This window comes from Bradyrhizobium sp. SZCCHNR1015 (assembly GCF_032489875.1).
GTDB lineage: Bacteria > Pseudomonadota > Alphaproteobacteria > Rhizobiales > Xanthobacteraceae > Bradyrhizobium.
Genome location: NZ_JAUEYW010000016.1, coordinates 24,775 through 50,752, shown reverse-complemented (window position 1 = coordinate 50,752; position 25,978 = coordinate 24,775). Strand labels below are relative to the sequence as shown.

The 25,978-nt window shown below is 65.2% G+C and carries 19 protein-coding genes; 6 read left to right on the top strand and 13 right to left on the bottom strand.

Annotated elements, in window-relative coordinates; translation table 11 throughout:
• Positions 1-140: 140 nt before the first annotated feature.
• From QX128_RS25915 to QX128_RS25880, 8 genes are all read right to left on the bottom strand, one after another.
• Positions 141-2,249, bottom strand: a complete 2,109-nt coding sequence (locus QX128_RS25915) for a TIGR04372 family glycosyltransferase (RefSeq protein ID WP_316238893.1) — start codon at positions 2,247-2,249, stop codon at positions 141-143.
• Positions 2,246-3,313 (bottom strand): glycosyltransferase family A protein, encoded by a 1,068-nt coding sequence (locus QX128_RS25910; protein ID WP_316238892.1) that lies wholly within the window; start codon positions 3,311-3,313, stop codon positions 2,246-2,248. The genes QX128_RS25915 and QX128_RS25910 overlap by 4 nt, the downstream gene beginning before the upstream one ends.
• A gap of 43 nt (positions 3,314-3,356) precedes the next feature.
• Positions 3,357-4,106, bottom strand: a complete 750-nt coding sequence (locus QX128_RS25905; RefSeq protein ID WP_316238891.1) for an ABC transporter ATP-binding protein — start codon at positions 4,104-4,106, stop codon at positions 3,357-3,359.
• Positions 4,107-4,139: 33 nt separating this feature from the next.
• Positions 4,140-4,982, bottom strand: a complete 843-nt coding sequence (locus QX128_RS25900; RefSeq protein ID WP_315805278.1) for an ABC transporter permease — start codon at positions 4,980-4,982, stop codon at positions 4,140-4,142.
• Between the two features lie 148 nt (positions 4,983-5,130).
• Positions 5,131-6,396, bottom strand: a complete 1,266-nt coding sequence (locus QX128_RS25895) for a class I SAM-dependent methyltransferase (protein ID WP_315805279.1) — start codon at positions 6,394-6,396, stop codon at positions 5,131-5,133.
• A 69-nt stretch (positions 6,397-6,465) separates the two neighbouring features.
• Positions 6,466-7,206, bottom strand: a complete 741-nt coding sequence (locus QX128_RS25890) for an SDR family oxidoreductase (protein WP_316183373.1) — start codon at positions 7,204-7,206, stop codon at positions 6,466-6,468.
• Complete coding sequence (locus tag QX128_RS25885) at positions 7,203-7,739, bottom strand: WbuC family cupin fold metalloprotein (RefSeq protein ID WP_315805281.1); 537 nt, start codon at positions 7,737-7,739, stop codon at positions 7,203-7,205. Before QX128_RS25885 ends, QX128_RS25890 begins: the two co-directional genes overlap by 4 nt.
• On the bottom strand, positions 7,736-8,941 hold the full coding sequence (locus tag QX128_RS25880; RefSeq protein ID WP_315805282.1) for a class I SAM-dependent methyltransferase: 1,206 nt from the start codon (positions 8,939-8,941) through the stop codon (positions 7,736-7,738). The genes QX128_RS25885 and QX128_RS25880 overlap by 4 nt, the downstream gene beginning before the upstream one ends.
• 397 nt (positions 8,942-9,338) lie before the next feature.
• On the opposite strand from QX128_RS25880, the gene QX128_RS25875 reads away from it, so the two are divergent.
• Together QX128_RS25875 and QX128_RS25870 are read left to right on the top strand one after the other, a co-directional pair.
• A complete protein-coding gene (locus QX128_RS25875; RefSeq protein ID WP_315805361.1) occupies positions 9,339-9,608 on the top strand; it encodes a hypothetical protein in 270 nt (89 codons plus the stop codon).
• A gap of 720 nt (positions 9,609-10,328) precedes the next feature.
• Positions 10,329-11,846 carry a TIGR04372 family glycosyltransferase gene (locus QX128_RS25870; protein ID WP_316238890.1) on the top strand — a complete coding sequence of 506 codons (1,518 nt, stop codon included), beginning with the start codon at positions 10,329-10,331 and terminating at the stop codon, positions 11,844-11,846.
• Between the two features lie 87 nt (positions 11,847-11,933).
• Here QX128_RS25870 and QX128_RS25865 read toward each other — a convergent pair whose 3' ends face one another.
• On the bottom strand, positions 11,934-14,003 hold the full coding sequence (locus QX128_RS25865) for a TIGR04372 family glycosyltransferase (RefSeq protein ID WP_316183376.1): 2,070 nt from the start codon (positions 14,001-14,003) through the stop codon (positions 11,934-11,936).
• A gap of 402 nt (positions 14,004-14,405) precedes the next feature.
• On the opposite strand from QX128_RS25865, the gene QX128_RS25860 reads away from it, so the two are divergent.
• Genes QX128_RS25860 through QX128_RS25845 form a run of 4 tightly spaced genes read left to right on the top strand, consistent with a single transcriptional unit; the run spans position 14,406 to position 21,641 of the window.
• Positions 14,406-16,598 carry a TIGR04372 family glycosyltransferase gene (locus QX128_RS25860; RefSeq protein ID WP_316238889.1) on the top strand — a complete coding sequence of 731 codons (2,193 nt, stop codon included), beginning with the start codon at positions 14,406-14,408 and terminating at the stop codon, positions 16,596-16,598.
• Between the two features lie 14 nt (positions 16,599-16,612).
• Complete coding sequence (locus QX128_RS25855) at positions 16,613-18,577, top strand: acyltransferase family protein (RefSeq protein WP_316238888.1); 1,965 nt, start codon at positions 16,613-16,615, stop codon at positions 18,575-18,577.
• Positions 18,578-18,601: 24 nt separating this feature from the next.
• The gene (locus tag QX128_RS25850; protein WP_316238887.1) at positions 18,602-19,684 is read left to right on the top strand and encodes a hypothetical protein; all 1,083 of its coding nucleotides are present in this window, start codon (positions 18,602-18,604) and stop codon (positions 19,682-19,684) included.
• Positions 19,662-21,641, top strand: coding sequence for an acyltransferase family protein (locus QX128_RS25845; RefSeq protein ID WP_316238886.1), 1,980 nt, complete (start codon positions 19,662-19,664; stop codon positions 21,639-21,641). Before QX128_RS25850 ends, QX128_RS25845 begins: the two co-directional genes overlap by 23 nt.
• 6 nt (positions 21,642-21,647) lie before the next feature.
• On the opposite strand, the gene QX128_RS25840 is transcribed toward QX128_RS25845, so the two are convergent.
• From QX128_RS25840 to QX128_RS25825, 4 genes are all read right to left on the bottom strand, one after another.
• Positions 21,648-22,628, bottom strand: a complete 981-nt coding sequence (locus tag QX128_RS25840) for a TylF/MycF/NovP-related O-methyltransferase (RefSeq protein WP_316238885.1) — start codon at positions 22,626-22,628, stop codon at positions 21,648-21,650.
• A gap of 327 nt (positions 22,629-22,955) precedes the next feature.
• A complete protein-coding gene (locus QX128_RS25835) occupies positions 22,956-23,930 on the bottom strand; it encodes a hypothetical protein (protein ID WP_315805290.1) in 975 nt (324 codons plus the stop codon).
• A gap of 7 nt (positions 23,931-23,937) precedes the next feature.
• Positions 23,938-24,831 (bottom strand): hypothetical protein, encoded by an 894-nt coding sequence (locus QX128_RS25830; protein ID WP_315805291.1) that lies wholly within the window; start codon positions 24,829-24,831, stop codon positions 23,938-23,940.
• Between the two features lie 44 nt (positions 24,832-24,875).
• Positions 24,876-25,964, bottom strand: coding sequence for a GSCFA domain-containing protein (locus QX128_RS25825; RefSeq protein WP_316238884.1), 1,089 nt, complete (start codon positions 25,962-25,964; stop codon positions 24,876-24,878).
• Between the last annotated feature and the right edge of the window lie 14 nt (positions 25,965-25,978).

Here is a 25,978-nt window from a genome sequence, read left to right as displayed (position 1 = left end):
ACGCTGCCGAGTCGAATCGTGACCGTCCCAAGTTACAGGGCAACGATCTTGCTCGGAGGTTAATGGGCGTTCCGAAGCCCCGGAAAACGACCGGCGATGGCTGTCGCGGGCGTTCATCGAACCGAGGTTCGCTTACGCATTCAATCCAGCAGCTCGGGCAGGCGGTCCAGGAACGCAGGGACCGGTAGTGCAGCACCGAAATTATAGGGGTTGCCGCTGAGCGCGGCGCGATAGAGATCGAGCTGTGGCCCGCCCTCACGCAGGGGCCGGCCGATCCCGTCCAGGCAATCGAGCTTGTAGCGGACGGCTGCCGTGATGTCCTGCGCGGTATTCGGGTGAATTTCGAGCCCGTGGCGCGCCAGCACGGCGGTGTCGATCAGCAGTGCCTGCAGCGGCTGGCGATAGGTCTCGCGCAGCGAGAGGTAGCGCCGCGCGCGCCGGTCATAGACCGGGCGCACGGTGAAGTCGGTGCGCTCATGCCAGAACTGGCAGTCGTTGGAGATGCAGTTGACGAGCAGCATCGGCGTTCCCAGCGCCTGCACGGCCGTGGTCAGGCCCGACGTCGTGCCGACGAACAGGCGAGCGGCGGCGCAAAGATAGAGGTCCATCTCCGCCGATTTGATGTCGCTGTGGGCGTAGTCGAAGACGCCTGCCATGCCGCGCAGCGGCGTCATGCTGCGATCGCCGAGCCTGACCACGGCGCCGCCGCGTGCGGTGATCGCGGCGATGGCGTCGAGGTAGTCGCCGACATTGGCGGAGCGATGCTGGCGCGTGGTGCCGGGTCCGTCGCCGTGATAGCCGCCTTCGCGGATGTGCATCGCGACGAACCAGTCGGCGGTGACACCGGCGGCACGCAGCCTGGCCGTTCCGGTTTGCATCAGCTCCGACGGGACCTTCACGATCGGCAGCCGCTGCTGTTCGGCCCAGGCGACCTGCGCGCGCGACGCTGCGTGAGCCCACGGCTCGGCGATGCCGTCCTTGCCCCGGACGGCGATGAACTGGTCGCCGACCAGCCGCTGATAGGGCAGCAGATCGTCGACGAGAGCGGGGTCTTCGATGATCGTGACATGCTGATCGAACAGCCTGAGGAATGGCTGGTTGACAACCTTGCTTGCCGGGGCAAGCAGCACGTAGTTGGCGCGCGGCAGCATGCCGAGCGCGGCCATGCGCAAATGGCAGTCGATGAAGCCGACGTGGCCGATCAGCGTCACCCATTCGTAGCCGAGCAGCCGGACCGGCCGCGCGGGGTCGAAGATGCTGCTGGCGCCGGCAATGCGCGCGATCAGCGCGTCGGGAATCGACCATTTGGCCGCCAAGGAATCCTGGTGGTCGAGTGCGGCCTGATAGCTGCGGAACGTGTCCTCGTAGCGGCCCTGGTGATAGAAGTTCTCGCCGAGCTGGATCAAATTGTCGTAGATCAGGAGCTCGCCGGCATGCTCCAGCTCCCAGGTGCTCGGCGTATAGGTCGATGGATCGTAGCCGCCGGCATAGTTCTGGTGCGCCATCACCGAGCGGGGATCGCGCGCGACCGACGCCTTGAAGCACGCGGCGGCCTGGACGTGGTCGCCGGCCAGGGCATGGACGGCGCCGAGCTTGCGCAGCGCGTTGCCGTCGCCCGAGGCCGCGGCCGCCGTCAGGAAATGCGCCGCGATCGGAAGATTGCCGCGATACATGTGGGCGACGCCGACCGCGAAATTGATCGCGAAGCTGTCGATCGTCTCCGGCCGCGGCACCTCGCGCACGATCCGGTCATAGGCGCTGCACAGTGCCAGCGTCGTGAAATAGGCCTGCGCGCCCACACCGGCTCTCGCGCGCACATTGCTGCGGAAGATCAGGTTCAAGAGCCGCACCGCACGCAACGCACTCGGCTTGCGGCTTGCAGCGAGATGAACCTGCGCTGCCGCGGCCAGCGTGGTCGAGGTCGTCAGCGCCAGCAAACGGCCGAGCCGCGATCCCCTTGCCAATTGCCGGTCCATCAGCCGGAGCAGCGCCGAACCGGCCGGCGCGACGATCAGCCTGCTGTCGACGATGTTCGCCGCGCGGGTGGTCAGCGGCAGCAATTGCCGGCGTCGCGCGCTCAGGAACGCGTAGAGACGAAACGCGGATGCCGTCAGCCACGCCCGCGGCGACCAGCGGCCTCGCGGCGCCTGCGGCGACGGTTGCTCGGCCGGCACGGCGCGAGTCGGCGCAGGAACAGCCTTGGCGCCGAGGCGGCGACGGAGGGAGCCGAAGGGGGCGCGGGCCGTCATGCCGCGCGATAGCCGGAGGTGGCGGACAAGATCGCGCGCCGGGCGGCGGTCTGGGCAAGCAGGCGCGTCAGCGACATCGGCCGAGTCCGGAGCGTGATCCAGGCCAGCGCGGCCAGGCGGCCGACGGCCCCGAAGCTCAGCATCACCCGAAGCAGGTGCGTGTCGAGCGCGTTGCCATCCAGCAAGGCGGATACGCGCGCAGCCTTGGCCGACGGCATCGTTTCACCGCCGAGCACCATCCGCGCCGCGCCGAAGCGATTGCGCCGGGCGAATAGATCGCCATAGCCTTCGGGGAACAACTTGCTCTGCGCAATCAGCGCGCCGATGTCGGCGAGCTTGGCGTTGAGCGAAGCCGGATCGGTCGCCGTCGCCGTCGAATAGTTCTGGCCGTGGATGCGCCAGTAGCCGAGCGCCTCGGCGATGAAGCAGCAGCCATAGGTCAAGGCCAGCCGCCGGGCGAGAAAGGCATCGGAGAACGAGCCGAGCTTGACGTCGAATCCGCCGAGCGCCTGCAAGGCTGTCCGGCGATAGAGCGAGGTGGTGCCGGAAAAGTAGTTGTCGCCAAAGCGCAGCGCCTGGCGAAGGTCGGCCGGTGCAAGCATCGTCGATGCCAATGCGGGCAGCATGATCGGCCGCAGCATCCGTCTTGCGGACGGCCCCCGAGGGCCGATGATCTCGCAGCAGGCGAAGACCAGACCGGCTTCGGGGTGGCTGGCCGCCTGTGCCATCGCCTTTTCGAGATAGGTCGGATGCAGCGCGTCGTCGGCCCCGAGAAAGCCGATCCATTCGGTGTCCGTGATCGCCAGCGCCTCGTTCTGACCGCGCACGACGCCCTGGTTGGTCTCGTGGCGGATCAGCCGCCAGCTCGGCCGGTCCGCCACGAAGCGCGAAATGACCGCGATGCTGTCATCGGTCGAGCAGTCGTCGATGATGAGGACGCGGTCTGGGGCGCGGGTCTGGCTGGCGATGCTGCCGAGCGACTCGGGCAGGTAGCGGGCATGGTTGAAGTTCGGGACGACCAGCGTGACGGTCGGCAAGGTTGCTGGGCGGGTCGTCGTAGTCATGGCTCAGCGAACGTCATGGCACATCATCCCCGATGCCTGTCTCTCACGGCTTCGGGAGTTCCTTGACAACGTCGTCCAGGGCGCCGAAGGCCCGCACGCGGCCGCCATCAAGATAGAGCCCGAGATTGCAGGTGTCGCGCAGCAGGCCGTGATCATGCGAGGCGAGCACGACGATTCCCGAGCGGTTCGTGATCTCCTGCAGCCGGCCGTGGGTCTTCTTGCGGAACTGCGCGTCACCGACCGCGATCCACTCGTCCATCAGGATGATGTCGCCGTGAATCGAGGCGGCGATCGAGAATACCAGGCGCAGCAGCATGCCGGAGGAATAGGTCCGGATCGGCAGCTCCAGATAGTCGCCGAGCTCGGCGAATTCGGCGATCTCCGGCACGCGCTGCTCGATCTCCTCGGGCGAGAGCCCGAGGATGAGGCCGCGGGTGCGGATGTTCTCGTAGCCCGAAGCCTCTTCGTCCATGCCGAGACCGATGTCGAACATCGGAACGTTCCGCCCCACGGTCCGCAGCGAGCCGCTCGTCGGCTCGTAGATGCCGGCGAGCACGCGGATCAGCGTGGTCTTGCCGGCGCCGTTGTGGCCGACCAGGCCGAGCCGGTCGCCCTGCTTCAGGGTGAAGCTGATGTCATCGAGCGCCTGGACGAACTGGAACGAGCCGTCGCTCTTCGAGACCCGGCCGCCGACGCGTGAGGCCGCCTTGATCGCCAGATGCCGGAACGATCGTGCGTTCGGCGGTGCGACCGGAAATTCGATACCGATTTGCTTGGCTTCAATGAGAGTCATTCGAGGCGGATCCAGAGGTCTCCGGCCATGATGTCAGGCCCAATACACGACGCGCGACCGATAGCGCGTGTAGATATAGATCATGGCGGCGGTCAGGACCGCGACCGATCCAATGGCACCGGCCCAGGTCGCAAGGCCGGGAACGTCGCCCATCAGCGGACCACGCGTGACCGCCAGCAGATAGGCGATCGGATTGAGCGTGACGATCAACTCGCCGCCGCGAATGCTCGACGGCTCCCAAATGATCGGAGAGATGAAGAACAAGAGCTGCAGCACGGCCGCCATGACGGGCGGCACGTCGCGATAGCGCACGCAGATCATCGAGACGATCACCGAGGCGCTGACGACGAAGACGTAGACGATCATCAGGCCGAGGATGGCGAGCACCATTCCGAATCCAACCGACCATGGATAGACGAGCCAGATGAACGGGATCACCGCGATGTTGTGCAGGAAGATGATCAGGTTGCGCTGAACCATGCGCATGACATGGATCAGGATCGGCATGTCGACGGCCTTGATCATGCCGCCTGCATTGATCATCGTGTAGCAGGCTTCGCTGAGCGATGACGAGATGAAGCTCCAGATGGTCATGCTGACCATGAAGTGGGGCAGGTAGGTCTTCATGTCGGCGCCGAGGAAGCGGCCGGCCACCGTGCCCATGATCAGTGCGGTGATCGCATTGGTGGCCGTGATCCACCACGGGCCCAGCATGGTGCGGCGGTATTTCGATCGGATGTCACCGGCCGCGAGCGCACGCCAGGTGACGTGACGGGTGATGAACGGCGCGATGTCCTCGCGGCAGCGCGCCCAGGAGATGCGGCGCCGATCCGCAACCACGAACCGCTCGACCTGTCCATCGGTCAGGGTGGTCATCCTTCTACCTCGCGAGAGCCGTAAGTATTTGGCTTACCAGCCGAAAGCGGTTGGACGTCCGTCACGCCCGGGGGCCAATCGCCGGGGCTTGCTGGACCATGTTACGCGGGCACTGTCAACCGGTCAGCTTGAGGCCGCCGCCGCGGGCTCAGATCGCGACCGAGCCCGAGGCGTCGACGATCCGCGGCTCCGGCAGCGGCACCAGGAAGCGGCCGCCGGCGTCCAGGTAAGCCTGGTTGCGCTTCAGGATCGGCTCCGCATAGATCCAGGCGAGAATCACGACGATGTCGGGCTTGCGCGTCGCGAGCTCGCTGGACGGCAGCACAGGGATGTGGGCGCCCGGGCTGAAGCGGCCGTGCTTGAGCTGGTTGTCGTCGACGATGAACTTGATCCGGCTCTCCAGCTCGAAATGGTAGAGCAGGGTGGTGGTGGTGGTCGAGGCGCCGTAGGCCGCGACCAGCTTGCCCGCGGCGATGGCCTGGTCGAGCGTGGCGAGCACCCGGCGCTTGCAGTTTTCGATGGCGACGAACCAGTCGCGGTAGATCTGCGGCTTGGTCACCCCGCGCCGCTCCTCCTCGGCGATCAGTTTCGACAGCTCCGCCGAGCGCGGCCGCTTGCCGGTCGATTTCGGCTGCGCAAAAGCTCGGATCGAGCCGCCCTTGGTGCCGGTGCGTTCGACGTGGAACAGCGTCATGTCGTGCCGGTTCAGGAAGGTCTCGAGCGGGATCAGCGCGTGATGCGAGACGTGCTCATGGTAGATCGTGTCGAACACCATGTTGTCGATCATGTCGACGATGTAGGAGACCTCGAACACAAAGGCGCCGTCGTCGGCGAGCAGCAGACGGATGCCCTTCACGACGTCGGACATGTTGTCGATATGCGCGAACACGTTGTTGGCGCAGAACAGCTTGGCCTCGCCCTGTTCAGCCTTGATGCGGGCCGCCAGCGCGCTGGTGAAGAAATCCGGGATCGTCGGCACGCCTTCCTTGGTGGCGGTCGCCGCGATGTCGCGGGCTGGGTCGATGCCCTGCACGCGCATGCCCTCGTTCTTGAATGCCTTGAGCAGCGAGCCGTCGTTGCTGCCCATCTCGGCGACCAGACTGCCCTTGGGGATGCCGAGCGAGGACACCACCGATTGCGCATAGCGCTTGAAGTGCTCGACGAGGCCGAGCGAGACCGAGGTGCGATAGGTGTAGTCGCGAAACAGGATGTCGGGATCGACGACGTCGAGATTCTGCAGATGGCCGCAGTCGAGGCAGAGATAGCAGTCGAGCGGGTAGAGATCCTGCTTCTCGCTCAGCCGGTCGGCCGTCACGAATGCGTCGCCGATCGCCGAAGGCCTGATCGGCAGCACGTGATCGAGCGAGGTCGAGCCGCACAGGCGGCAATCGGTCTTGTGCTTGACGTGCTGCATGAGGTGTCGATCCTGGGTTGGCGATCCCGCAGGCGGGATGGTCGGCCGAAGAGGAATTTGCGGCGGGTTTTACAGGCCGGCGAAGCTCTTGGCGACCTCTTCTTGCCAGACTGTGGACACTCCGCCATCCAGGAACAGGCTCTGCCCGTTGATGAACGACGCGCGCGGGCTGCAGAGGAAGTCGAGGGCGTCGGCGCATTCCTCGGCCGTCCCGAGCCGGCCCAGCGGGACCAGCTTCCGGTAGGTCTCCATCAGCTTCTCGTTCTGTTCATAGAAGATGCGCGATTCGCGCTTCAGGTAGGTCAGCGGCATGATCGCGTTCACGCGGATGCCGCGCCGGCCGAGCGTTGCGGCGTAATGCCGGACCATCGCATTGAGGCCGCCCTTCACGGCATGGTAGCCGACCGGCTGCGAGGAGCCGACGAATTCGGCGTAGACCGAGCTGACCACGCCGATGGCGCGGTCGCCATCGCCAGCGAAATGGCCGGAAAAGCCCTCGATCAGGTCGCGCGAGGCGGTCAGGCCGACCTGGATCTCGCCGGCCCAGGGATCGCCCTGGCCGCGAAAGCGCTGGCTCAGGACGAGGTAGCGGACCGGGCCGGAGGCCTCGGCGATCTCGCGCCAGAGCCCGGCAAAGCTCTCGCTGCGCTCGAGATCGGCGGAAAAATGCTTCAGGCCGGGCTGATCGGGAAAATCGGCCGGGCGCTGCCGCGACACGACGCTGACGGCGCAGCCCCGCGCCAGGAAGCGTTCGACGACCACGCGGCCGAGGCCGCGGGTGCCGCCGACCACGACGGCATGGTCGGTCATGCCGCGACGCCCTGCCGTGCGGCGACACGCCGGACGAGATCAGCCTGGTAGGCTGCGGCCTTGGCGGTGTCGCTGTCCTCGGGCGCGAAGTCGGCGAACACGCTGGCGCCGGGGCGGAACGGGCCGTTGGTGATCTCGTGCACGATCAGGAGGTCGCTACGGATGATCAGGGTGTGGAAGAACGCGTTCGACATCCGGTAGTAGAACGGCCGCGCACCGCCCGGCGGCCCCAATTCGACGACACGCTCGATCTGGCCGTCGTCGTCGAACACCACGATATCGACCTCGCCCTCGATGATGTGGAAGGCCTCGCTCTTGCCCGGGTGCTTGTGCGGACGGATGTAGGAGCTGGAATCGATCGCGATGATCATTTCATGCAGGCTGTCATCGCCGTCCGGATGGGCGTTGATGCGGGCCCGCCGCTTCGGGCTGGCCTTCACCGCGGCTTTCAGGGTGTTGATCTCGGCAGCGCCCACCGATGAAATGGGGCCCTCGGCCAGGAAGACCTCGGGGGATTTCTGGACGAGCGTCATGCGTGATCCCTCATGATCGAATTGTCGAGCGCGGCGTAGATCGAGCGGAATTCCACGCCCCTGGCGGCGAGCGGCGCGAGCTTTTCACGCACCTTGCCCTCGATATGCGGCGCGATCGCAAACAGGCACAGCCTGATCCGTTCGTCATCCAGCAGCCGCTCGGAGCCTACCACAGGTGTACGGAAGCCGGGCGGCAAAAAGCCGGCCTTGTCGGCATCATCGTCGACGGCCACCGCGATCAGGTCGGCCAGGCCGAAGGCGTTGACGAACATGATGGCGTGATGGCCGATGCCGAACAGCGCGATCCGGTCGCGGTCGGGACCGGCCAGGGCCGTCAGCCTGCTGCGCAGTCGCGCGCGGGCGGGGGCGAAATTGTCACGATAGGCCTGGAACAGGCTGGAAGGTCCGCGGGGATCCACCGGAGGGGCGGGAATATCGGCCGGGGTGAGGACGGCGACCAGGGCATCTTCCAGGGCGCCCGGATAGCGAAGCAGGGTCAGAACGCGATAGCCGCTCACTTCAGCGAGACGCCGCAGCGTGTCCTCGACGAAATAGCAGCTGTGCTCCTCCCACAGGAAGCAGTAGTCGCGCGCCGCGAGGAACTTGCTGCTGTCGGGGACCTCGATCAGCAGCAGGCCATCGGGAGAAAGCAGAACCTTGAGCGCTTGCAGCGCCTGCACGGGCTCCGGCGTGTGCTCGAGGATGTAGCGGCACGATACAATATCGAACGTGCCAAGCTGCGCCGCTTCGGCGGCCAGCCGTTCGGCGTGGAGGCTGGCCTGCCAGGTTTCCAGATAAGGATAGCGCCCCGGAGCGCTGGCGACGCCAAGCGCGAGGGCGCTCGCGGTGAGCCCGCGGGCCTGCAACCTGCCCAGCAGAGGACCCTCGAACGGACCGGTGCCGAGGGCGGTGCCGGCCCGCGGCTTCAACGACAGCAGCTCTCCGACCAGGGCGTCGAGATGGCCTTCCGGCTCCCGGTAGCGGATCCATGGCACCTCGGGAACAAGCGCCTCGGCCGGTGGAAGCTCGCGGAGCTGGACGAGCTGACAAGTGTCGCACGCGACGACGTCGAGGGTTACCCGAAGCTGGACACGGGTCTCGCGCGCGAACCGGTTGCAGACCGGGAGCTCACCAAGCGGGAGCGCCTGCGTGGAGATCGGCTGACCGCACAATCGGCAGCCGGATAGTGGTCCGGTGGACATGGCTCGGCTGGATCGCTCGATAAATGGGCACGCTCGGGCTCGCCGCTGTGTCCAGCGCGCCGGCCGCTATGGATGTTGCCATCTGGAGGCAACCTCAATAGCAGTGTAATCGGGAACATGACAACGTAAAATGTTCGTCCGGCACGGACCCTGGAACTCGCGTCCATTGTGATGTTTCGCGCTGCTGTTGTTCTTTGAGCGCTCGCATCTCCCTGTCGGTTCAACGGGCGAATCAGTGTCAAGAACGTCAGCAGATTTTTGGTCTGCCGCAACGGGGATTGCGCGACTGGGCAGTCTTCCAGCGGAGATGCTACAGACGATGATCAGGGGCTTTGGCTGCTATTGTTCGGCCATATGAGATCTAACGTTGGTAAGAGGGGGCGCCTGCGTGAAGGATATGGTTCTCGTTTTAAGATCGATCTTGCGCACCGTCTGCGTGAGCACGGTCCTCTTCTGTGTTCTTCTTGCGGTCGGCGCAGGGTTCCTCAACGCCTTGCTTGCGGGATTTGTGGCTTTCGTATTCATCTCGCTGGGAATCGGCCGGCTCGCGCTCGAGCGGCTGGCTCTGTGGTCGACAATTCTGCTGATTGTCGACAGGGCAGGGCTGCTGCCGATCGCCGAGTGGGTTCATGGGATCATCATACTCATTGGTCGTGGGTTGGCTTGACAGCCCGATCGGCATGCGGCGTGTATTGCTGAAGCCAATTCGAGACAGGCGACAATCGGCATAGCCTTCTCCTGGTCTGCCGCAGGGCGGTCTGGATGTTCGAGAACGGGGGCTGGCCGTGAGCCGGAGATGGAGTTGGGGTAGCCGATGCAGCGCTTCAAGGAGCCGCTAGTTCTGCAGAGCCCTGTGCGCAGACGCGGACTCCTTGAGCTGTTCGACGCACTGGAGACTCTGCCGGCCGAAACGGCGCGTTGGAGAGAGCGGTCTCTGCTGGCGCCGCAGCGATGGGCGCGCATCCTGATTGTCGGCACTGCCAGGCTGCTGAGCCTGCTGCCGCCGCGGCTGGCGTTCCTGATCCTCGCATTCTTCGAGATCGGAGAACTTCGCGACCGCCGCCTGCTGCAAAGGGCCTATCAGGCCCACTGCGCGTCTCTGCTGGCGAAGGACCCTGACCTGCGGTTTTCGGGATTGCTCAGACGGAGCTTTCCGATGCTGTCAGCGGAACTGCTGCTTCGGATCGGGGCCGATTGGGAAGCCTATGATCTGGTCCTCCAGCATCAGCTCGCAGCCCGCTCGCCGGAACTGGCGCACATGATGGTTCGCGCGCTCTTCGAGCTCGGGGAGTTCGACAAGGCCTATCGGCTGGCCTCGCAGCTGGATCTGAGGGCAAGGTCGGAATCGGAGATACATCTCACCTTTCTCAAGAGCATGCTCGAGATCATGGTCGGCAACGAGGCCCGCGCGGTCGAATGCATGTCGGAGGCATGCCGTGGTATTCCCGACTACATGCGTCCTCACCAGAACATGGCGTCGCGGCCGGCGCGGAACTATCATCCCAACCCTCTTGATTTCGCCTGCGGCGCCGCGGGCAGGCTGTTCGATCTCTGCAACTTCACCGGCCAGCGCGTGACTCATGTCGGCTCTGGCGACATCGGCATCGGTCTGTTCACGAGAGCGCTCGCGGCGCAGTCGGAGCTGCTCGGCAGGGCGGCGCCGGCCATATCGGCGGAGGCCAGCCACCTGTTGCGCAGGTTGGGAATTCCCCTGGAGCAATTGCGGGTCCTTCCCGAGGAATGGACGACCCAGATTGGTCACCTCGGCATGCTGGACATCCTGTTCCGAATGCGCGACCTGGGGTGGTGGTCGGGAAGACCGCTGATCGTTGTCCGACCGAATTGCGTGGCCAACAAGGCGTTTCTTCGGCTGTTCGAAAGGTTCGCCGATATCGTCGTGATCGGCGAGACCGTCTCTCACGCGCTCGGCGAAGAGCTGCTGTCGCTGCAGCGCTGGTACGGCATGAACTTCAATGTGTTTCGGCTGCCGAACGGTGACGTCGTGCCGTGGCAGGAAGCCGGGGCGCTTGCCATGCTGCAGTGGGAGCGGGATGGCCGCGGGCATCCCTTGCGCGACCAGTATGACCGGATCTACGAGGCGGCGCCGAAGGTGCAGGACGACTATCGGCGGATGCGCGAATCCTGGGGCATGAAGCCGGACGACTGGTACGTGTGCCTGCACACCCGCGACGGTTCTCACTATTCCGAGGTCGACGGGACCGGCCAGACCCATCGCAATGCGCCGATCGAGACCTACCTCGATGCCATCCACGCGATCACCCGCAGGGGAGGCTGGGTGATCAAGCTCGGTGGCCCGAATTCACCCGGACTTCCACCGCTCGACCGTGCAATCGATTATGCGCAGAGCAAGTTCAGATCCGAACTGATGGATATCTGCCTCATCCGGAATGCCAGAGCCTTCATCGGCACGACGTCAGGGTTGACGAATGTCGCGATCAGCTTCGGCATTCCGTGCGCTCTCGTGAACTGCATCACCACGGATCCGCAATTGTGGAACAGCGCTGTCCGGTTTGCGCTGAAGCCGGTGCGTCTCGCCGACGGCAGGATGCTGACCCAGACGCAGCTCACCTCGTCCCCCTGGCGCTGGCGCCTGTTCGACGCCTGCGTTCTCAGCCGCAACGGAGCGCAGCCGTCGAACAACACGTCAGACGAAATTCTCGCGGTCGTCGAAGAGGTCGTCGATCTCGCTTGCGGACGTGCGGCCAACACCGCCTCGCAGCAACTCCTGTCGCTCTGGAGGGAGCAGCTTGTGCTGCCTCACTATTACGGCGGCGGCACGATCAGTGCCCACTATCTCGCGAAGTACGAAAGCGCATTCCTGGTGCCTGGAGCGGCCCCGGCGGCGAGGAGCCTTCCCGAGGTCGCTGTGGCGCGACAACGTTAGTCTGGCAGCGCGGCCCAACTGTTCGCGGCCTGCGTCGTCAGGTGCGCGCCTGGTCCGGGCGGCATCGCTTGATGCATCGCGCTGTCCTCACGGTTCTCTCAGCAGGTCTTGAGCGTATTTCTCGAGGAAATATTTGCTCGGCCGCGAACTGCCGAAGAAGCCCGGCACCTGGACGTGACGCTCCCATTTGCCGTCCACGCCGGGGGCGGGTCCTTTCCGCCGGGGATCGGAGATTTCGAGCACCTCGCGCACGGTTTCCAGGATTTCGTCCGAGCTGCTCTCGCTCACGACGAGTTTGGCACGCGCCATGGATTCATGGGTCGGGTAAGCCCAGCGATACTCCTCCGAGGTCCATTCGCTCAGCGAAAGCATCTGGCCGTCCGCCCTGTGCACCGGCTTGAGCGCAAAGCGGGTGTCCGTCGACCACAGCAGGCCGATCGAACTCAATGCATTTACCATCGCAGTCGGGATGCCGAAGCTGCTTGCCACATAGGCGAAGCCGGAGGTCGTGCCGATGAACATGCGCGCACGGCGCATCAAGTGAATGTCCATCTCCGGAAATGCATCGTCGCTGCGGGCGTAGTCCACCACGCGTTCCATTTGCGGGAACGGCGGCACTTTGCGACCGCCCATCCGGACAACCCATCCGCCGCATTCGGTGATGTGGCGGACCGCATCGAGATAGCTCGCGAGCGACGCGTTGCGGATGGATTCGCCGACGCCTTCGGTATCATTCCGGGTCTGGGCATCCCGCACGTGCAGGCAGACGAACCAGTCGCCGTCCGCCATCCCCCACCTGCGCCGGTAGTCCTGGTACGTCTGCTCGACGCGGTTGTCGGCAAGCAGGCGGCGGTCGTAGATGTCGCGCAGCGGAAAGCTTCGCTGCCGGCTTTCCCACTGCTTGAGCGCGAGTGAGCCCGCATCGTTCCAGTACACCGCACGTCCGTCCTCGAAGCGGAAGGCCTGGTGGGAGTCGCCAATGAACGGGGTGAGGCTGGCGAGTTCGTGCCAGACTCCGGCGGTGACGTTCTCGCCCAGGGTGAGCGTCGGACAGATCTCGGAGAACAGCGACAGGAACGGCTTGTTGGCGATCCGGTCCTTGTAGGCCAGCAGCACCGGCTGGCCCTGCCACCACCCCATTTCGCGCATCATCAGATGAACGTTGAGATGGCCGTTATGGCCGATCAACGCGCTCCAGTCCGGAGAGAGCAGCCTGACGTCCGACAGATCCGTGTCGAGCTTCTTGAGAAGGGCCTTGAGCTCGGCGCTGGGCGCGGGAAGATGACGGCGCAACCGCTTCTGTGTCTCCGTCAGCTTGGTGTAGACCTGCGGGACATGGAAGCCCTCGCCGCTGTGATATGTCGTCAGCAGGAGGTGGCGATAGGCGTAGAACAGGTTGATCTCCGACAGCACCTTGCGCTGCGGATGGTCGGCGGGGAAGCGCTCCCAGTATTGGCCGCGCTCCTCGCGTGCGACGAGGATATCGTCGTGCCGCGGGAGACCGAGCTGAGTGACGAGGGTCTCGATCAGCTCCTTGTCGCAGAAGAAGTCGGGAACGTAGCGGTCGAGCGGTGCTTCGAACAGCTCGGGTTCGCCATCCCTGCGCGCATCGTATTGCCGTCCTTCGAAGGACGTCTGCTCGAAGCGGAAGTTCCGGTGCTCCAGCATGATCTTGATCAGCTCGGCAAACCGGCGCAGGTCCTGCGGACGAAGCGCGGTCCAATTGATGGTGTGGGCCTGCGCCAGCAGCTCCATGAAGTAGCCGGACGTCAGCTTTTTCGTCAGCTTGCCGAGCGCCTCCATGAACTCGTCATCGACCCGCTCCCAGTCGATTTTGGGAAACAGCTCCAGAACGCGCTTCTCCTTCTCGCACATGAGAAGGAACAGGATCAGCTCGTTGCAGTACTGACCCGAGTGGCCGCGGGTCAGCACCCATTGCATCTCCTTTTCGATGTCGGGACCGCAGAAATAGCGAAATTGCCGGTCAAACTCGTTCCGATGTGCATAGCGGTGAAAGACGAGCGCCACCATGAAGGCCTGTTTGAAAGTCAACAGGGCGAAGATCAGGTCTTTCAACGATTCCGCCCGTTCCTGCCCGGCTGCATTCAGAAACCAGCCGATCGCCCTCGCGGCGCGGCCGGCGAGGTTCGACTTCAACGATTGTACCAGACTGCGTTGACGTGGCGCGGAATGCCCGGCTGGATTTGAGTGGACGGACTCGAAGAGCATTTCCAAGGCCCCATGACGATATCGAAGATTTCACCGGCGCAGCACTTCTGCGGCCCGACTGTCCGGCATTGAAACGGGCCTGCCAGCGTTCCAGACCAGACAGGGATTGCGCCCAGGCGTGGCAGGAGCATAGAGCGCGAGTCGGTCGGCCGCCAGTCCAAGCGTTCGCGGCCTGTCAGGGGAGGAGACTTGAACGGACCGCTGCCCTCAAGGATGGCAGGCAGCTCTCGGACGGGGCGTCCAGGCGGCTGTTGGGCTCGCGAGAGCGGGGCAGGGCTCCTGGGGTGTCGGCAAGTCCGGCGGCAGTGCTTCGCTCGATTGAACCAAGGCGTGCCGGCCTGTTCCGCCCGATTCGGGTTGATCGGGTCGGGCCTTCACAGTAATCGTTGCGGGCTGTTTCCGAGGTTGCGCCGGAGGTGCCGTTTGCCGCTCGACACCATTTCGACCGAGGGCGGGCCCGTCGGCAGCGCTCCGGTCCGCGACCTGACTCGCGCGGAACGTAAATTCGGCCGATATTATCCTCTGTTGCGCCTTCTCGCGCGGCTCCCGGGCCGGCATTTTCTGCGCAATCTGGCATTCACGGTGCTGCCCTTCAGGGCGAGATTTTTGCTGACGGTACAATTCCGCCATTTCTTCCAGCATCCGGGCCTGGACCGCCACTTCGTCTTTTTCTGCGGTCCTTTCGTGGGCAGGCACCTGCCCTGGATCTTCAACAGCTCCGTTTGGCAGCGCTACCCGAGCGAGGTTGCATTTTATCTTCTACTCGCGGGGCACCGGAAGGAAGCGCTCCCGCTGTTTCGCCGGTTGACGTGGGACGGGGAGCGCCCGATCGCCGAGCTCGCCTTGCAAGGAACGGGCGTCGTCGGTGACGGCTACTCGATGGATATGCTGACGCAGATCCATTTTCTTGACTGGCAGCATGTTGCCGAGGGGTCGCCGGCGATGCGGACCTTCGTCCGGATGATGTTGGAGCATCGCAACTTTCAATATGAGGAACGGGCTTTTCGCGGGCGTGTCGAGTTCGATCACGTTCCGAGGGACGTTTCGGCCGAGCAATTCATTCCTTATTTCTTCCGCGACCGCGAGGTGATCGTTCGCCTGATGCAGGAACTCGGTCTCGTCGATTCGACGGGCGTCCTTCGAAAGCTGGACGAGTCCGGGCAGTACTGGGAAAGCCTTCCAAGCTATCTGCCTGATCGCAGGGTCTGTCTGGACATCTACCTGTTCTATGCCTATCGCGAACTTCTGCTCAGGACTTACCACAACGGGGAAGGAGACAAGGTCCCTGTCGTGTACAGCCGCGGTCTGGACACGCAGCGTCGCCTTCGCCGTCAGCTTCCGAAGCCGTCCGCCGAGTTGAAGCGGGTGCTGGACGGGGTCGGCGTCGAGCTCGGCGATGTCAGATTGCTTTCACCCGATTGGAGCGCGCTGATCGGTCACAATGGTCATCTGAACGTGCACCTGATGATGCGGAGCATGGGCTGGTGGAAGGGACAGCCGGTCCTGCTCGCCTACAAGGATCGGATCGCCAACAAGCCGTTCCTGTCGCTGTTCTCGGACATCTGTCCGACGCTCACCCTGGGCGAGAACGTCAGCGCCGGCGTCTGGCACGAGCTTGCCAGCCTGACGCCTTTCCTCGGTGACTCGCATCAGGCCTTCCAGTTCGAGGACGGCCGGACGATGTATTGGAACGATGCCGGCGCGATGGCTCTCCAGCAGTGGGAGCGCGACGGCAGGGGTTTTCCGTTGCGCGACATCTATGACGCGCGCATTCAGGCGGACGACAGGACCGAGCTGCTGTACCAGTCGCTGCGCCGGAAATGGGGGCTTGCGCCCGGCGATTGGTTCGTCTGCCTGCACATGCGCGACGCCGAGGCGCGCGGCGAGACTCTCGGCACGGGCGAGTCGATCCGCAGTGCCACGATCGGCAACTATCTCGACACCGTTCGTTACGTCACCCAGCAGGGCGGCTGGGTGATCCGGATGGGCGGACGCAAGGCGCCGCCGCTGCCGGACATGCCGCGCGTGATCGACTACGCGCGAAGCGAGGATCAGGTGGCGGAGATGGACATCCACCTGATGCGCCGCGCGCGCATGTTCATCGGCACGACCTCGGGCTTTGCCTATGTCGCCACCAGCTTCGGCATCCCGACCGCCATGGTCAACGCCCTGAGCTCCGTCGGCCTGTTATGGTCGAAGGATACGCGCTTCTCGCTCAAGCCCGTTCATACGCGCGAGGGGCGCATGCTGTCGTTGAGCGACGTCACCTCCGAGACCTGGCGCTGGACGTTCCCGACCTATGAGACGGTCAAGGCTGCCGGCCTCACGGTCGGCGAGAGCTCCGCCGACGAGATCCTGGAGACCACCCGGGAGGTGCTGGATCTGTCGTCCGGGGCGCCCGTCATTCCCCCGGTCGACGATGCCTGGGAAAAATGTGTGAACATCCAGGGATTCTTCGGCAATTCACGGCCGTCCCGCTATTTCCTGGACAAATATGCGGCGTCCCTGCTCGATCGCTCCTGAAACGAAACGGTCCGATGAACTTCGCCCAACCGAACATGTCCCTGGAAGAAGCCCGCGCCACGCCGCTCGGCTACCGCGCCGACATCGACGGCCTGCGCGCCGTCGCCGTGCTGCCGGTTCTCTTCTACCACGCGTTTCCCGCGGCCGTCCCCGGCGGCTTCTACGGCGTCGACATCTTCTTCGTCATCTCCGGCTATCTGATCACCGGGATCATCCACAAGCAGATGCTGTCGAACAGGTTCAGCATCGCCGATTTCTATGCCCGCCGGATCCGCCGCATCTTTCCGGCGCTGATCACGGTGGTGCTGGTCACCTTCCTGATCGCCTGGTTCTTCCTGCCGCCGCGCGAGCTGAAATCGCTCGGCACCAACATCGCCGGCGGTGCGGTCTTCATCCAGAACTTCATCCTGCTCGGGCAGGTCGGCTATTTCGACCTCGCCGCCGACAAGAAGCCGCTGCTGCATCTGTGGTCGCTGGCGATCGAGGAGCAATACTACATCGTCTGGCCGCTGCTGCTGATGCTGATCGGCTCATGGCGGCGCAGGAGCCTCGCGATCACGGTCGCGCTGGCGGCGGCATCGTTCGTTGCCTGCCTCATCGTGCAGCCGCGCGCGCCGGAGTATGCGTTCTATCTGCCGGTGACACGGGCGTGGGAGCTCTTGGTCGGCTCGGGACTGGCGCTCTGGGTCAATGGGCGCAGTGCCGAGGCCGGTCCGCGGCCGCTGATCGATGTCCCGCTCGTCCGCGAGCTCGTCGCGCTGGCCGCGATGCTCGCGATCGTGTTCGCCTTCTGGCGCTACGGTCGGCTCACGCCGCATCCGGGCGTTCACACGTTGCTGCCGGTGCTGGGCGCGGCCGCCCTGATCGCGACCAGCGGCACGCTGGTGCATCGTTATGTGCTGTCGTCGACACCGGCCGTGTTCGTCGGCCTGATCAGCTATCCGCTCTATCTCTGGCACTACCCGCTGATGGCCTATGCGCGCATCCAGTTCATCGATGCGGTGCCGGTGTGGATCATGCTCGCGATCATCGTGGCCAGCATGGTGCTTGCCTGGGCCACCTACCGCTTCATCGAGCGGCCGATCCGTTTCGGCCGGCGTTTGGTGCCGCTCAAGGTCGGCGGACTCGTCGGCGGCATGGTCGCGCTCGGCATCGTCGGCGTGGTGGCCGACCGCACCAATGGCATGCCGGCGCGCATTCCCGCCGAGCTTCGCGGCTTCATGCTGGACGGGAGCGAGACTGCCCGCTTCTGGCGGTCCGACAAATGCCTGCTGAAGCCGGATCAGAGCGCGTCCGAATTCTCACCAGAATGCGCCGGCACCGGCCGCCATCCCCTCATCCTGGTCTGGGGCGACTCCTATGCGGCCTCGCTCTATCCGGGACTTGCTCATTTCGGCGCTGAGCGGGGATTCGAGGTCGCGGAATACACCGCCTCGGCCTGTCCGCCGCTGCTCGGTTTCGTCCATCCGGAACGGCGGTTCTGCAAGGGCGCGAACGACTTCGTCATCCAGAAGGTCGCCGAGCTGAAGCCGGATCTGGTCCTGTTCTATTCGACCTGGAGCTATGGTGCGGACGACCTGCGTAATGGGCTGGACAGAACGGTCGCGGCATTGAAGGAGCTCAATGTCCCGAGAATCGTCCTGCTCGGGCCGCCGGCGACCTGGCTTGGCGAAAGCCTGCCGGCGAACATCCTCGATTATTATTTCCGCACGCATTCGCTGCTGCCGGCGCGCACCAAATTCCGTTCCAACGACAATTGGACGCGGGCGCTCGATGAGTTCCTCCAGGCGCAGGCGCAGCGTGTCGGCATCCAGTACATCTCGGCACGCCGCATGATGTGCAACGACGACGGCTGTCTGGCCCGGATCGGCGCGGACGGATCGGACCTGACCGCGTATGACAGCGGCCATTTGACCTATCCCGGCTCCCTCTTCATTGCCAGACAGGCGCTTGAGGTGTTGCCTGGCTTCGACAAATAGTCGCGTCGTTCGCCCGTGGTCGCCATGGATCGTCGGACAGAGCAGACCGGTTGGGCCGGGCATGAGGCCGGGGACGGCGTCGGCCGGGCAGGGCGCCGCTATCTCGGCTGCCTGCTCGGACTGACGGCGGCGATGCTGGGTGGCCTCGGCGTCTGGCTCGCCGCGCAGGGAGGCGACCATTTCAGTGCGATCAGCAGGCCGGGTGATCGGTCATGGTACCGCAATTTCGGTGGCGACAGGGTCACCGAGATCCAGGACCAGGATCTGTTCTACCATGGCATCGGCCGGTCGATCGACAATGCCCGCCAGGCCGACGTCATCATCCTCGGCTCATCCCTGGTGTCGTTTGCGCTCGACGAGACCGTCATGCGCGAGCGCCTCGAGCAGCCCTACGGCCTGAAGTTCTACAACATGGCGTTCGTCGGCGTTGCCAGCGGCGAGTTCGCACGGCAGATCGCGCTGAAGTATCACCTCCATCCGCGCCTGTGGATCTTGAACGCCGACGATGGCGGCGGCGGCGGCAACTTCTTCCACCGCAATCTGACCCGCGCGTTCGGCGCCGACGTCCGTCCGATCCCGAGCACGAAGCTCAGCCGCTACGGCGCGACCTACGAGATCATCCGGCGCAATCTGCGCTGGCGGTTCGAGGACGCGACGCGGCATTTGCGCGAGGCACTCACCGGCCCGCGATCCGGACCGCTGCCGCGCTTCGACCGCGATGACCGCACCGGCGCCGCCGACATGAGCACGTTTCCGCGCTTTCTCGCCGACGGCAATCCGGGCGTGAAGATGACGCGCGATCCCGACTGTCACACCACGCCCGACGTGATCGCCAATGCGCGTGACTTCGTGCAGTCGCTCGGCGCGCCCGTGGTTCTGACCTTCGTTCCGAATTTTCACGGCTGCCTGACCCAGGTTCGTGAGATTGCGGATGCCATCGGCGTCGAGACGGCGACGCCGGCGCGGACCGACTATTCGAGCTGGGATGGCGGGGGTCATCTCGACGCCAGGGGCGCGGCCGATTTCACCCGCGACCTCGTTGGCGCTCTGGAAAGGACGCGAGCGTTTCAGGGAATGCGTGAGAATGGCGATCATCGAAAGCCTTGACCCTGCGGCCGCAGCGGATCGCCACGAGCGGCCGATCAGCCGGGCGCACGCGCTGCTCTATCGTCCCGACATCGACGGCCTGCGCGCGGTCGCCGTCATCGCCGTGCTCGTCTTTCACGCCTTCCCGCGGCTGCTGCCCGGCGGTTTCGCGGGCGTCGACGTGTTCTTCGTCATCTCGGGCTATCTGATCACGGGCATCATCGATCGGCAGTGCGCGGACAAGAGCTTCAGCTTCGTGACCTTCTACGCCCGTCGCATCCTCCGGATCTTCCCGGCTCTCATCACCGTCGTGCTGGCGACGTTCGCGATCGCCTGGTTCGTCTTCCCGGTCGCCGAGATGGAAGCGCTCGGATCCAACATCAAGGGCGCCGCCGCCTTCATCGAGAACTTCATGCTGCACGAGCGGATCGTGGGCTATTTCGATCCGGGCGCGGAGCGCCTCCCGCTGCTGCACCTGTGGTCGCTCGGCATCGAGGAGCAGTACTACATCGTCTGGCCCGCAATGTTCGTGCTGATCGCCCGATGGCCGTCGCGGAAGGCGGCCATCGTGGCCGCGCTCGGGCTCGGATCCCTCGCGGTCTGTCTGTCGACCCCCGCAAGGGAGGCGGCGTGGGCCTTCTATTCGCCGACCACGCGCGGCTGGGAGCTGCTGGCAGGCTCGCTCCTGGCGGTGTGGCTGCGCCGGCGGGCCGATCGTCCGATCGGTGCGGCGACCAGCAACATCCTCGCGGCTGTCGGCGTGGCGGGCCTCGCCGTCGCCTTCTTCGCGTTCGGCGCCACCTCGCCCTGGCCCGGCATTCGCACCACCATCCCCGTCCTGGCGACCATGGCCCTGATTGCGGCCGGCGACACGCCGGTTCAGCGGGTGTTGGCGTGGCCCGCGCTAGTGTTCGTCGGCCTGATCAGCTACCCGCTCTATCTCTGGCACTTCCCGCTGATCGCCTTCACCAAGCTGCAGTTCGGCGGAGCGGTTCCGGCGTGGATCCTGCTCGCGGTGCTCGGGCTGAGCACCGTGCTGGCCTTCCTCACCTATCGCTTCATCGAGCTGCCGATCAGGTTCGGAGCCGCGCCCGTCGCGTGGCGGGTGGGGCCGTTGCTGGCGGCGATGGCAGCCCTGGTCCCGATCGGTGTCGCGGCGACAAGCACGCGCGGCCTGCCGGTCCGGTTCGCGCCGGAGATCAGGGGCTTCATGCTCTCGGGCTCCGAGACCTCCTCGCACTGGCGCCGTGGCCGCTGCCTGCTGCTGCTGCAGCCGGCCTCCGCATTCGGCGCCGACTGCGCTGGGCAGGGGCGCCGGCCGCTGCTGCTGATCTGGGGCGATTCCTACGGCGCGGCGCTGTATCCGGGGATGCTGCATCTCTCGACAGAGCGCGGCTATGACGTCGCGCAATATACGGCCTCCGCCTGTCCGCCGCTGATCGGCTATACCTTGGAGGCCCGCCCGTTCTGCAAGAGCATCAACGACGACGTCGTGCTGCGGATCGGCCGTCTCCGGCCCGACGTCGTCATCCTCGACGCGACCTGGGGCCACGCCGAGTCCGTGCTGCGCGAGGATCTGCCGCGCACGGTCGCGCAGCTCAGGGCCAACGGCATTGCGAAGATCGTGCTGATGGGACCGCCGCCGAGCTGGCAGGGCGTCGGCCTGTCGCACAACGTGCTCGACTACTACCGGCAGACCGGAACCGTGTTGCCGGAGCGGACGCTGTTCCGCTCCAATGACGAATGGACGCGCGGCCGCGACGCGCTGTTCCGCGAGCTGACGCGTCAGCTCGATATCGAATTCATCTCCGTCCGCGACGTGTTCTGCAACGACGAAGGCTGTCTCAGCCGCATCGGCCCCGGCGGCTCGCAACTGACGGCTTTCGATCCCGGGCACCTCACGGTGCCCGCCTCGATCTTCTTGGCGCGCCACGCCATCGACGACCTCCTGGGGCCTGCCCGGCAGCCGCCGCGGTAAGCAGGATCAAACCGGATCGGCCGGGATGCCGCGATAGGCGTGGATGATGAAGCGGGTGCCGCCGACCGAATAGTCGCCGCCGTTGGACGCCTCGATCGCGAACATCTCGACCAGCTCCTTCCAGGCCTGCCGTTCGCCCGTGGTCGGAATGGCGCGATTGGCATTCCAGTCGTCGAAGCAGATGACGGCGCCGGTCGAGATCATGCCGCGCTCGAACAGCGGGACGAGCGCATCCATGGTCGACTGGTAGAGGTCGCCGTCGAAATGGATCATCGCGAACCGCGTCTCGGGCGGCAGCGTCTTCACGGTGTCGGCGAACCAGCCTTCGTAGAGTTGAAAGCGGTGCGGCGGAATGATCTTGCCGATCAGCGCGCTCAGCTGTGGCGCGGCCAGCACCTTGCAGCCGCCCTTGGCCCACGCGCCGGAGATGACGTGCGGCGCGCCCTGGTCGACCGGCGAGGTGATCTCGGGAAGGCCCTCGAAGCTGTCGAACAGGCGCAGGATGCGGAACGGGTTTTCCCCGGACGCGCTCTTGCCGAGCGGCTGGCGCTGCAGGTCGAACACCATCGAGGTGGCGATCGCGCGGGCGCTGAAGCCGCCCATCGTGCCGAACTCGGCGATGTCGCCGTTCACATGGGCGCTGTTGATATACTGGACGCACAGCGTGAGCGTCTTGGCGATCTCCTGTGCCGGCAGGATCAGCACGTCGGCATAGCTGTAATAGGCGCCGGGCGAGGGAAGCTGCCGCGCGCTGTATTTCTCCAGCGCGATGTCCTGGATGATGCGTCCGTCATCGACCGCGTCGACGGACGGGGCTGCGATCGCCACGGCCGGAAGCCTGTCCTGCACGCTGGCGCTGCTGCTGCCGTTTCCATGGGGCCAGGGCAGCGGCGGCTGGAACAGGATCGCTCGTTTGACCGAGCGCATCCAGTACAGCACGTCCGGCGGCAGCGAGGTGGCGAGCGCATTCTTCAACGGTTGCAGCATTCAAATCTCCAACGCGGCGCTGTTCGATGACCGCAAAACGACCTTGAGGGATGGCGCAGACATGGCGCTGCGCCGAAGAGAAGAGAGGTGTTCGCCTGGCAACGCCAGGCAGGCGGCGTCATGCCGGGACGGGATTGCGCGCTCGGTGACGGCGGCGTCTCCGCATGCATCGGCCGCAACGGGATGAACATCCGAAATCTCCGAGCGATCCCGCGCATGGCCATCCAGAGGTCGACATCGGCGGTGAGCGCGCCGTCGCGCGCAAGCCCACCTGCTGCCTCCTGGCTTAGCCGTCCTCCATCCCTGGTGCAAGCGGGCGGCCATGCGTCAATAGAGGTTGGCAGCGCGGCGTCCGTCGGCCAGCGCGTCGTGGACGTCCGCGGGCCGCTCCTTCGGCGGCTTGACGAAGAACGGGTCCGCCGGCCAGTGGTTCATGCCGGCGACCATGATCGTCATCTCCTCGTCGGGCATGCGCGGCATGAAGACCAGATCGATCGCGGAGCGCGTCTTGTGCGACGGCGGGCTGCCGCGATGCATGAGGCGGGTTGCATCGAACACCAGCAGATCGCCGGTCTTGCCCAGAACCGTGTGCTCCCGGTAATTGGCGTCGCGATACTGGAACGGACCGGTCTGCTCGTCGACATCGCAGAGATAGAGCACGCCGCGAATGACGCCGGCGGGACAGTGGTCGCTGTGCCATTCCTGGGGGCCGACGCCCTCGGTCACATGCGGCTTCGAGCGCACCAGCCGGACGTTGGCGACCTTGGCAGGACAGCCGAGCACGCCGCGGAAGAACGAGTCGAAATCGCCGCCGCTGAACAGCTGATGCAGATAGTCGACGAGGGCGGCCGACGGCATCCCGGTCTGCAGATCCTGCGTGTAGGAAGCGACACTGTTGCCGGCCCAGTCCCACGCCGAGTGGCGATTGCTGACGTCGCGGTCGAAGCTCTCGGTTTCCCGGAACATGGCCGCCTTTTCCGGATTCGTGCCGATCACCGTGACGCCGTTCTGCTGGAAGGCGACGATCTTGTCGGCGAGCTGGCTCGGCGTCTTGTGCGGATCGAACTTCGGTGCATGGGCCGTGCACAGCGGTGGAGCGCTGTTCGCGGCCGGCACGAGCGTCAGCCGGCGCGGCTGCGCCGTGCCGTTCTTGTCTGCGGGGGCTGCGTCAGGACTGAGGTGCCCGTTCAGGCGGTCGAACGTGTCGGCCCGGACCAGGCGGTAGCCGAGAGCGCTGAGCGCCTGGTTGACGCCGCCCTTGAGCCGCTGCTTGGCAGTGCTGATCATCGGTCCCAAGGCCATGCTGTCCTCATGCTGCGTTCGGCTTGGTGGGCTGGAACGGATCCAGCCCGCACGCCATTCGATAATACAGTTCGTAACGCGGATGATTGGCCACGAGGCCGCGGCTGTCGATCGCGTGATCGATCAGCGACTCCAGCAGGAGGCGGGCGCCCTTGGGCGGCAGATGCACCCCGTCGAAATCGAACTCCGGACGCAACAGATCGCCGTCCGTCAGGTCTGACCAGCGGTCGACCATGAACAGGTTCACCGAGCGCACCTTCTGCGCCAGCTTCCAGTTGAACGCCTGGACCAGCTTGGTGCGCACCGACACCGGGCAATCGTAGCTCTGCAGCTCGCGGATGCGCGCCTCCTGCCGGGTTGGAGGAACCACGCTCTGGACGTAGACGCGCTTGAAGCCGGCCTTGGCCAGTTGATCGAGCCCGGCGACGAACGGTCCGAGCCGCGCCTCGATCGCTTCGTCGATGAGATCCCAAGGCACCAGCGGCTTGTCGAGCAGCGGCAGCGTGGTGGCGAACGGCGGAACGAAGTCGTAGGTGTCCTTGAGCAGTTGCAGGAGCGGACCGCGAACGTCGATCTCGCCGACGGTGATCATGATCAGCGGCGGCCGCACGGCCTGGCCGACCGCCTTGGCAATGGCGAAGTCGGTCTCGTCCATCGACAGGTGCGTCGCGCGGCCGTTGCGCACGAGGCCTTCGTATTCGAGGAAGGCGATGAAGTCGGGATGAAACTCGCCGGTGGCCGGATCGTAGAACTCCCGCGCCGTGGCGCCGGGGATGTACTTGGTGCGGGCCATCACCCAGGCACCGGTCCATCGTTCCCGGAACACCATGTTCCGGTACGGCAGCGAATGGCTGTCGCCGACGATATAGACCGGCAGAACCGTCTCGAGCTCGGTGTCCACGCTGATACGTCCCCTTACATCACAGCCTCGGCTGCCGCTCGTCCTCAGTTGCTCCGGCGCGCGGCCAGTGCGCGGTAGAACTCGTCCTCGTCGCAGATGATTTGCGGCGCCGCGGCCGGAGCAGTCGGCCGCCTCGCTGTGCCGTCGCCGGCGGATCGCACCTCTGAGCCGGCGTCCTCTGCGGTGAACTGCGCGAAGAACAGCTTCATCGCGCGCGCGACGCCGTCGGCCGTGACCGAGCGCGCATCGTCGGCGAAATACCTCCCCGCGTTCTTCGGATTGGTGATGATCTCGTAGGACGCGTAGTAATGCACGTTGTCGTAGCGCCGGACCATCTCCTCCGCGGCGACGCGCAGCACGCTCTTGGAATAGGTCGTGGCCTGCAACACGTGGCGCGGCTCCATGGTGGCCGCGAGCGGGACCGGCGAAACCGTCAGGATGATCTGCAGGCGCGGATTGGCGGCCGACATCAGGTTGATCGCCTCGGCAAGATAGCCGGTGGTCTCGATGACAGAGAGATTGTGGAACGCGTATTTGGTGTCGTCGAAGTCGCCGGCGCTGCCGCAGCCCGGACAGGTCGGATACACCGTGCCGTCCAGCTTCGAGACCCAGCACTCGGTGAGGCCGAGCGTGAAGATGAAGACGTCGGTGGTTTCGATGAGCTTCCGGACCGCCTGCAAGTGCCGCTTCAGATCGGCCTCGGCTTCGACCATCGAGACGTAGCCGCGCGGCGTGATGCGGGGGCGCAGCAGATCGAACACCCAGCCGTCGCTGTCGGTCCAGAACTGATCGGCTGGCCGGAAAGCGCCGAAGGCGCGCTGCACCAGCTGCAGCAGTTGCAGGGTGCTGTAGATGTTGCCGTAGCGGGCGGAGAACAGGCCGTAGCCGAAGCGCTCCTCCTGCTCGGGCGTCAGATGCGGTGGCGCCGGCTCAGTGACGTAGTAGTTGTAGCCGCGCTCCTTCAGGGCACGAGAGATGTGCTGCGCGAAACAGCTGCCAGCCGAGGCGACGCGCTGATCCGGACCAAAGCGGAGCCGCGCGGTCAGATGCGGATCGAGATCGGATGGGCTGCGCTCGGCGACGGCCTGGCGCCAGAAGCTGCTCGCGGGCAGCGTGGTGTAGGGACAATTCATGCACTCACCCTCTG

What these genes read in the sequence shown, in the direction of transcription:
- QX128_RS25915 (WP_316238893.1), bottom strand. Translation starts at nt 2,249, where the DNA reads ATGACGGCCCGCGCCCCCTTCGGCTCCCTCCGTCGCCGCCTCGGCGCC.
- QX128_RS25910 (WP_316238892.1), bottom strand. Translation starts at nt 3,313, where the DNA reads ATGACTACGACGACCCGCCCAGCAACCTTGCCGACCGTCACGCTGGTC.
- QX128_RS25905 (WP_316238891.1), bottom strand. Translation starts at nt 4,106, where the DNA reads ATGACTCTCATTGAAGCCAAGCAAATCGGTATCGAATTTCCGGTCGCA.
- QX128_RS25900 (WP_315805278.1), bottom strand. Translation starts at nt 4,982, where the DNA reads ATGACCACCCTGACCGATGGACAGGTCGAGCGGTTCGTGGTTGCGGAT.
- QX128_RS25895 (WP_315805279.1), bottom strand. Translation starts at nt 6,396, where the DNA reads ATGCAGCACGTCAAGCACAAGACCGATTGCCGCCTGTGCGGCTCGACC.
- QX128_RS25890 (WP_316183373.1), bottom strand. Translation starts at nt 7,206, where the DNA reads ATGACCGACCATGCCGTCGTGGTCGGCGGCACCCGCGGCCTCGGCCGC.
- QX128_RS25885 (WP_315805281.1), bottom strand. Translation starts at nt 7,739, where the DNA reads ATGACGCTCGTCCAGAAATCCCCCGAGGTCTTCCTGGCCGAGGGCCCC.
- QX128_RS25880 (WP_315805282.1), bottom strand. Translation starts at nt 8,941, where the DNA reads ATGTCCACCGGACCACTATCCGGCTGCCGATTGTGCGGTCAGCCGATC.
- QX128_RS25875 (WP_315805361.1), top strand. Translation starts at nt 9,339, where the DNA reads ATGGTTCTCGTTTTAAGATCGATCTTGCGCACCGTCTGCGTGAGCACG.
- QX128_RS25870 (WP_316238890.1), top strand. Translation starts at nt 10,329, where the DNA reads ATGGTCGGCAACGAGGCCCGCGCGGTCGAATGCATGTCGGAGGCATGC.
- QX128_RS25855 (WP_316238888.1), top strand. Translation starts at nt 16,613, where the DNA reads ATGAACTTCGCCCAACCGAACATGTCCCTGGAAGAAGCCCGCGCCACG.
- QX128_RS25850 (WP_316238887.1), top strand. Translation starts at nt 18,602, where the DNA reads ATGGATCGTCGGACAGAGCAGACCGGTTGGGCCGGGCATGAGGCCGGG.
- QX128_RS25845 (WP_316238886.1), top strand. Translation starts at nt 19,662, where the DNA reads ATGGCGATCATCGAAAGCCTTGACCCTGCGGCCGCAGCGGATCGCCAC.
- QX128_RS25840 (WP_316238885.1), bottom strand. Translation starts at nt 22,628, where the DNA reads ATGCTGCAACCGTTGAAGAATGCGCTCGCCACCTCGCTGCCGCCGGAC.
- QX128_RS25835 (WP_315805290.1), bottom strand. Translation starts at nt 23,930, where the DNA reads ATGGCCTTGGGACCGATGATCAGCACTGCCAAGCAGCGGCTCAAGGGC.
- QX128_RS25825 (WP_316238884.1), bottom strand. Translation starts at nt 25,964, where the DNA reads ATGAATTGTCCCTACACCACGCTGCCCGCGAGCAGCTTCTGGCGCCAG.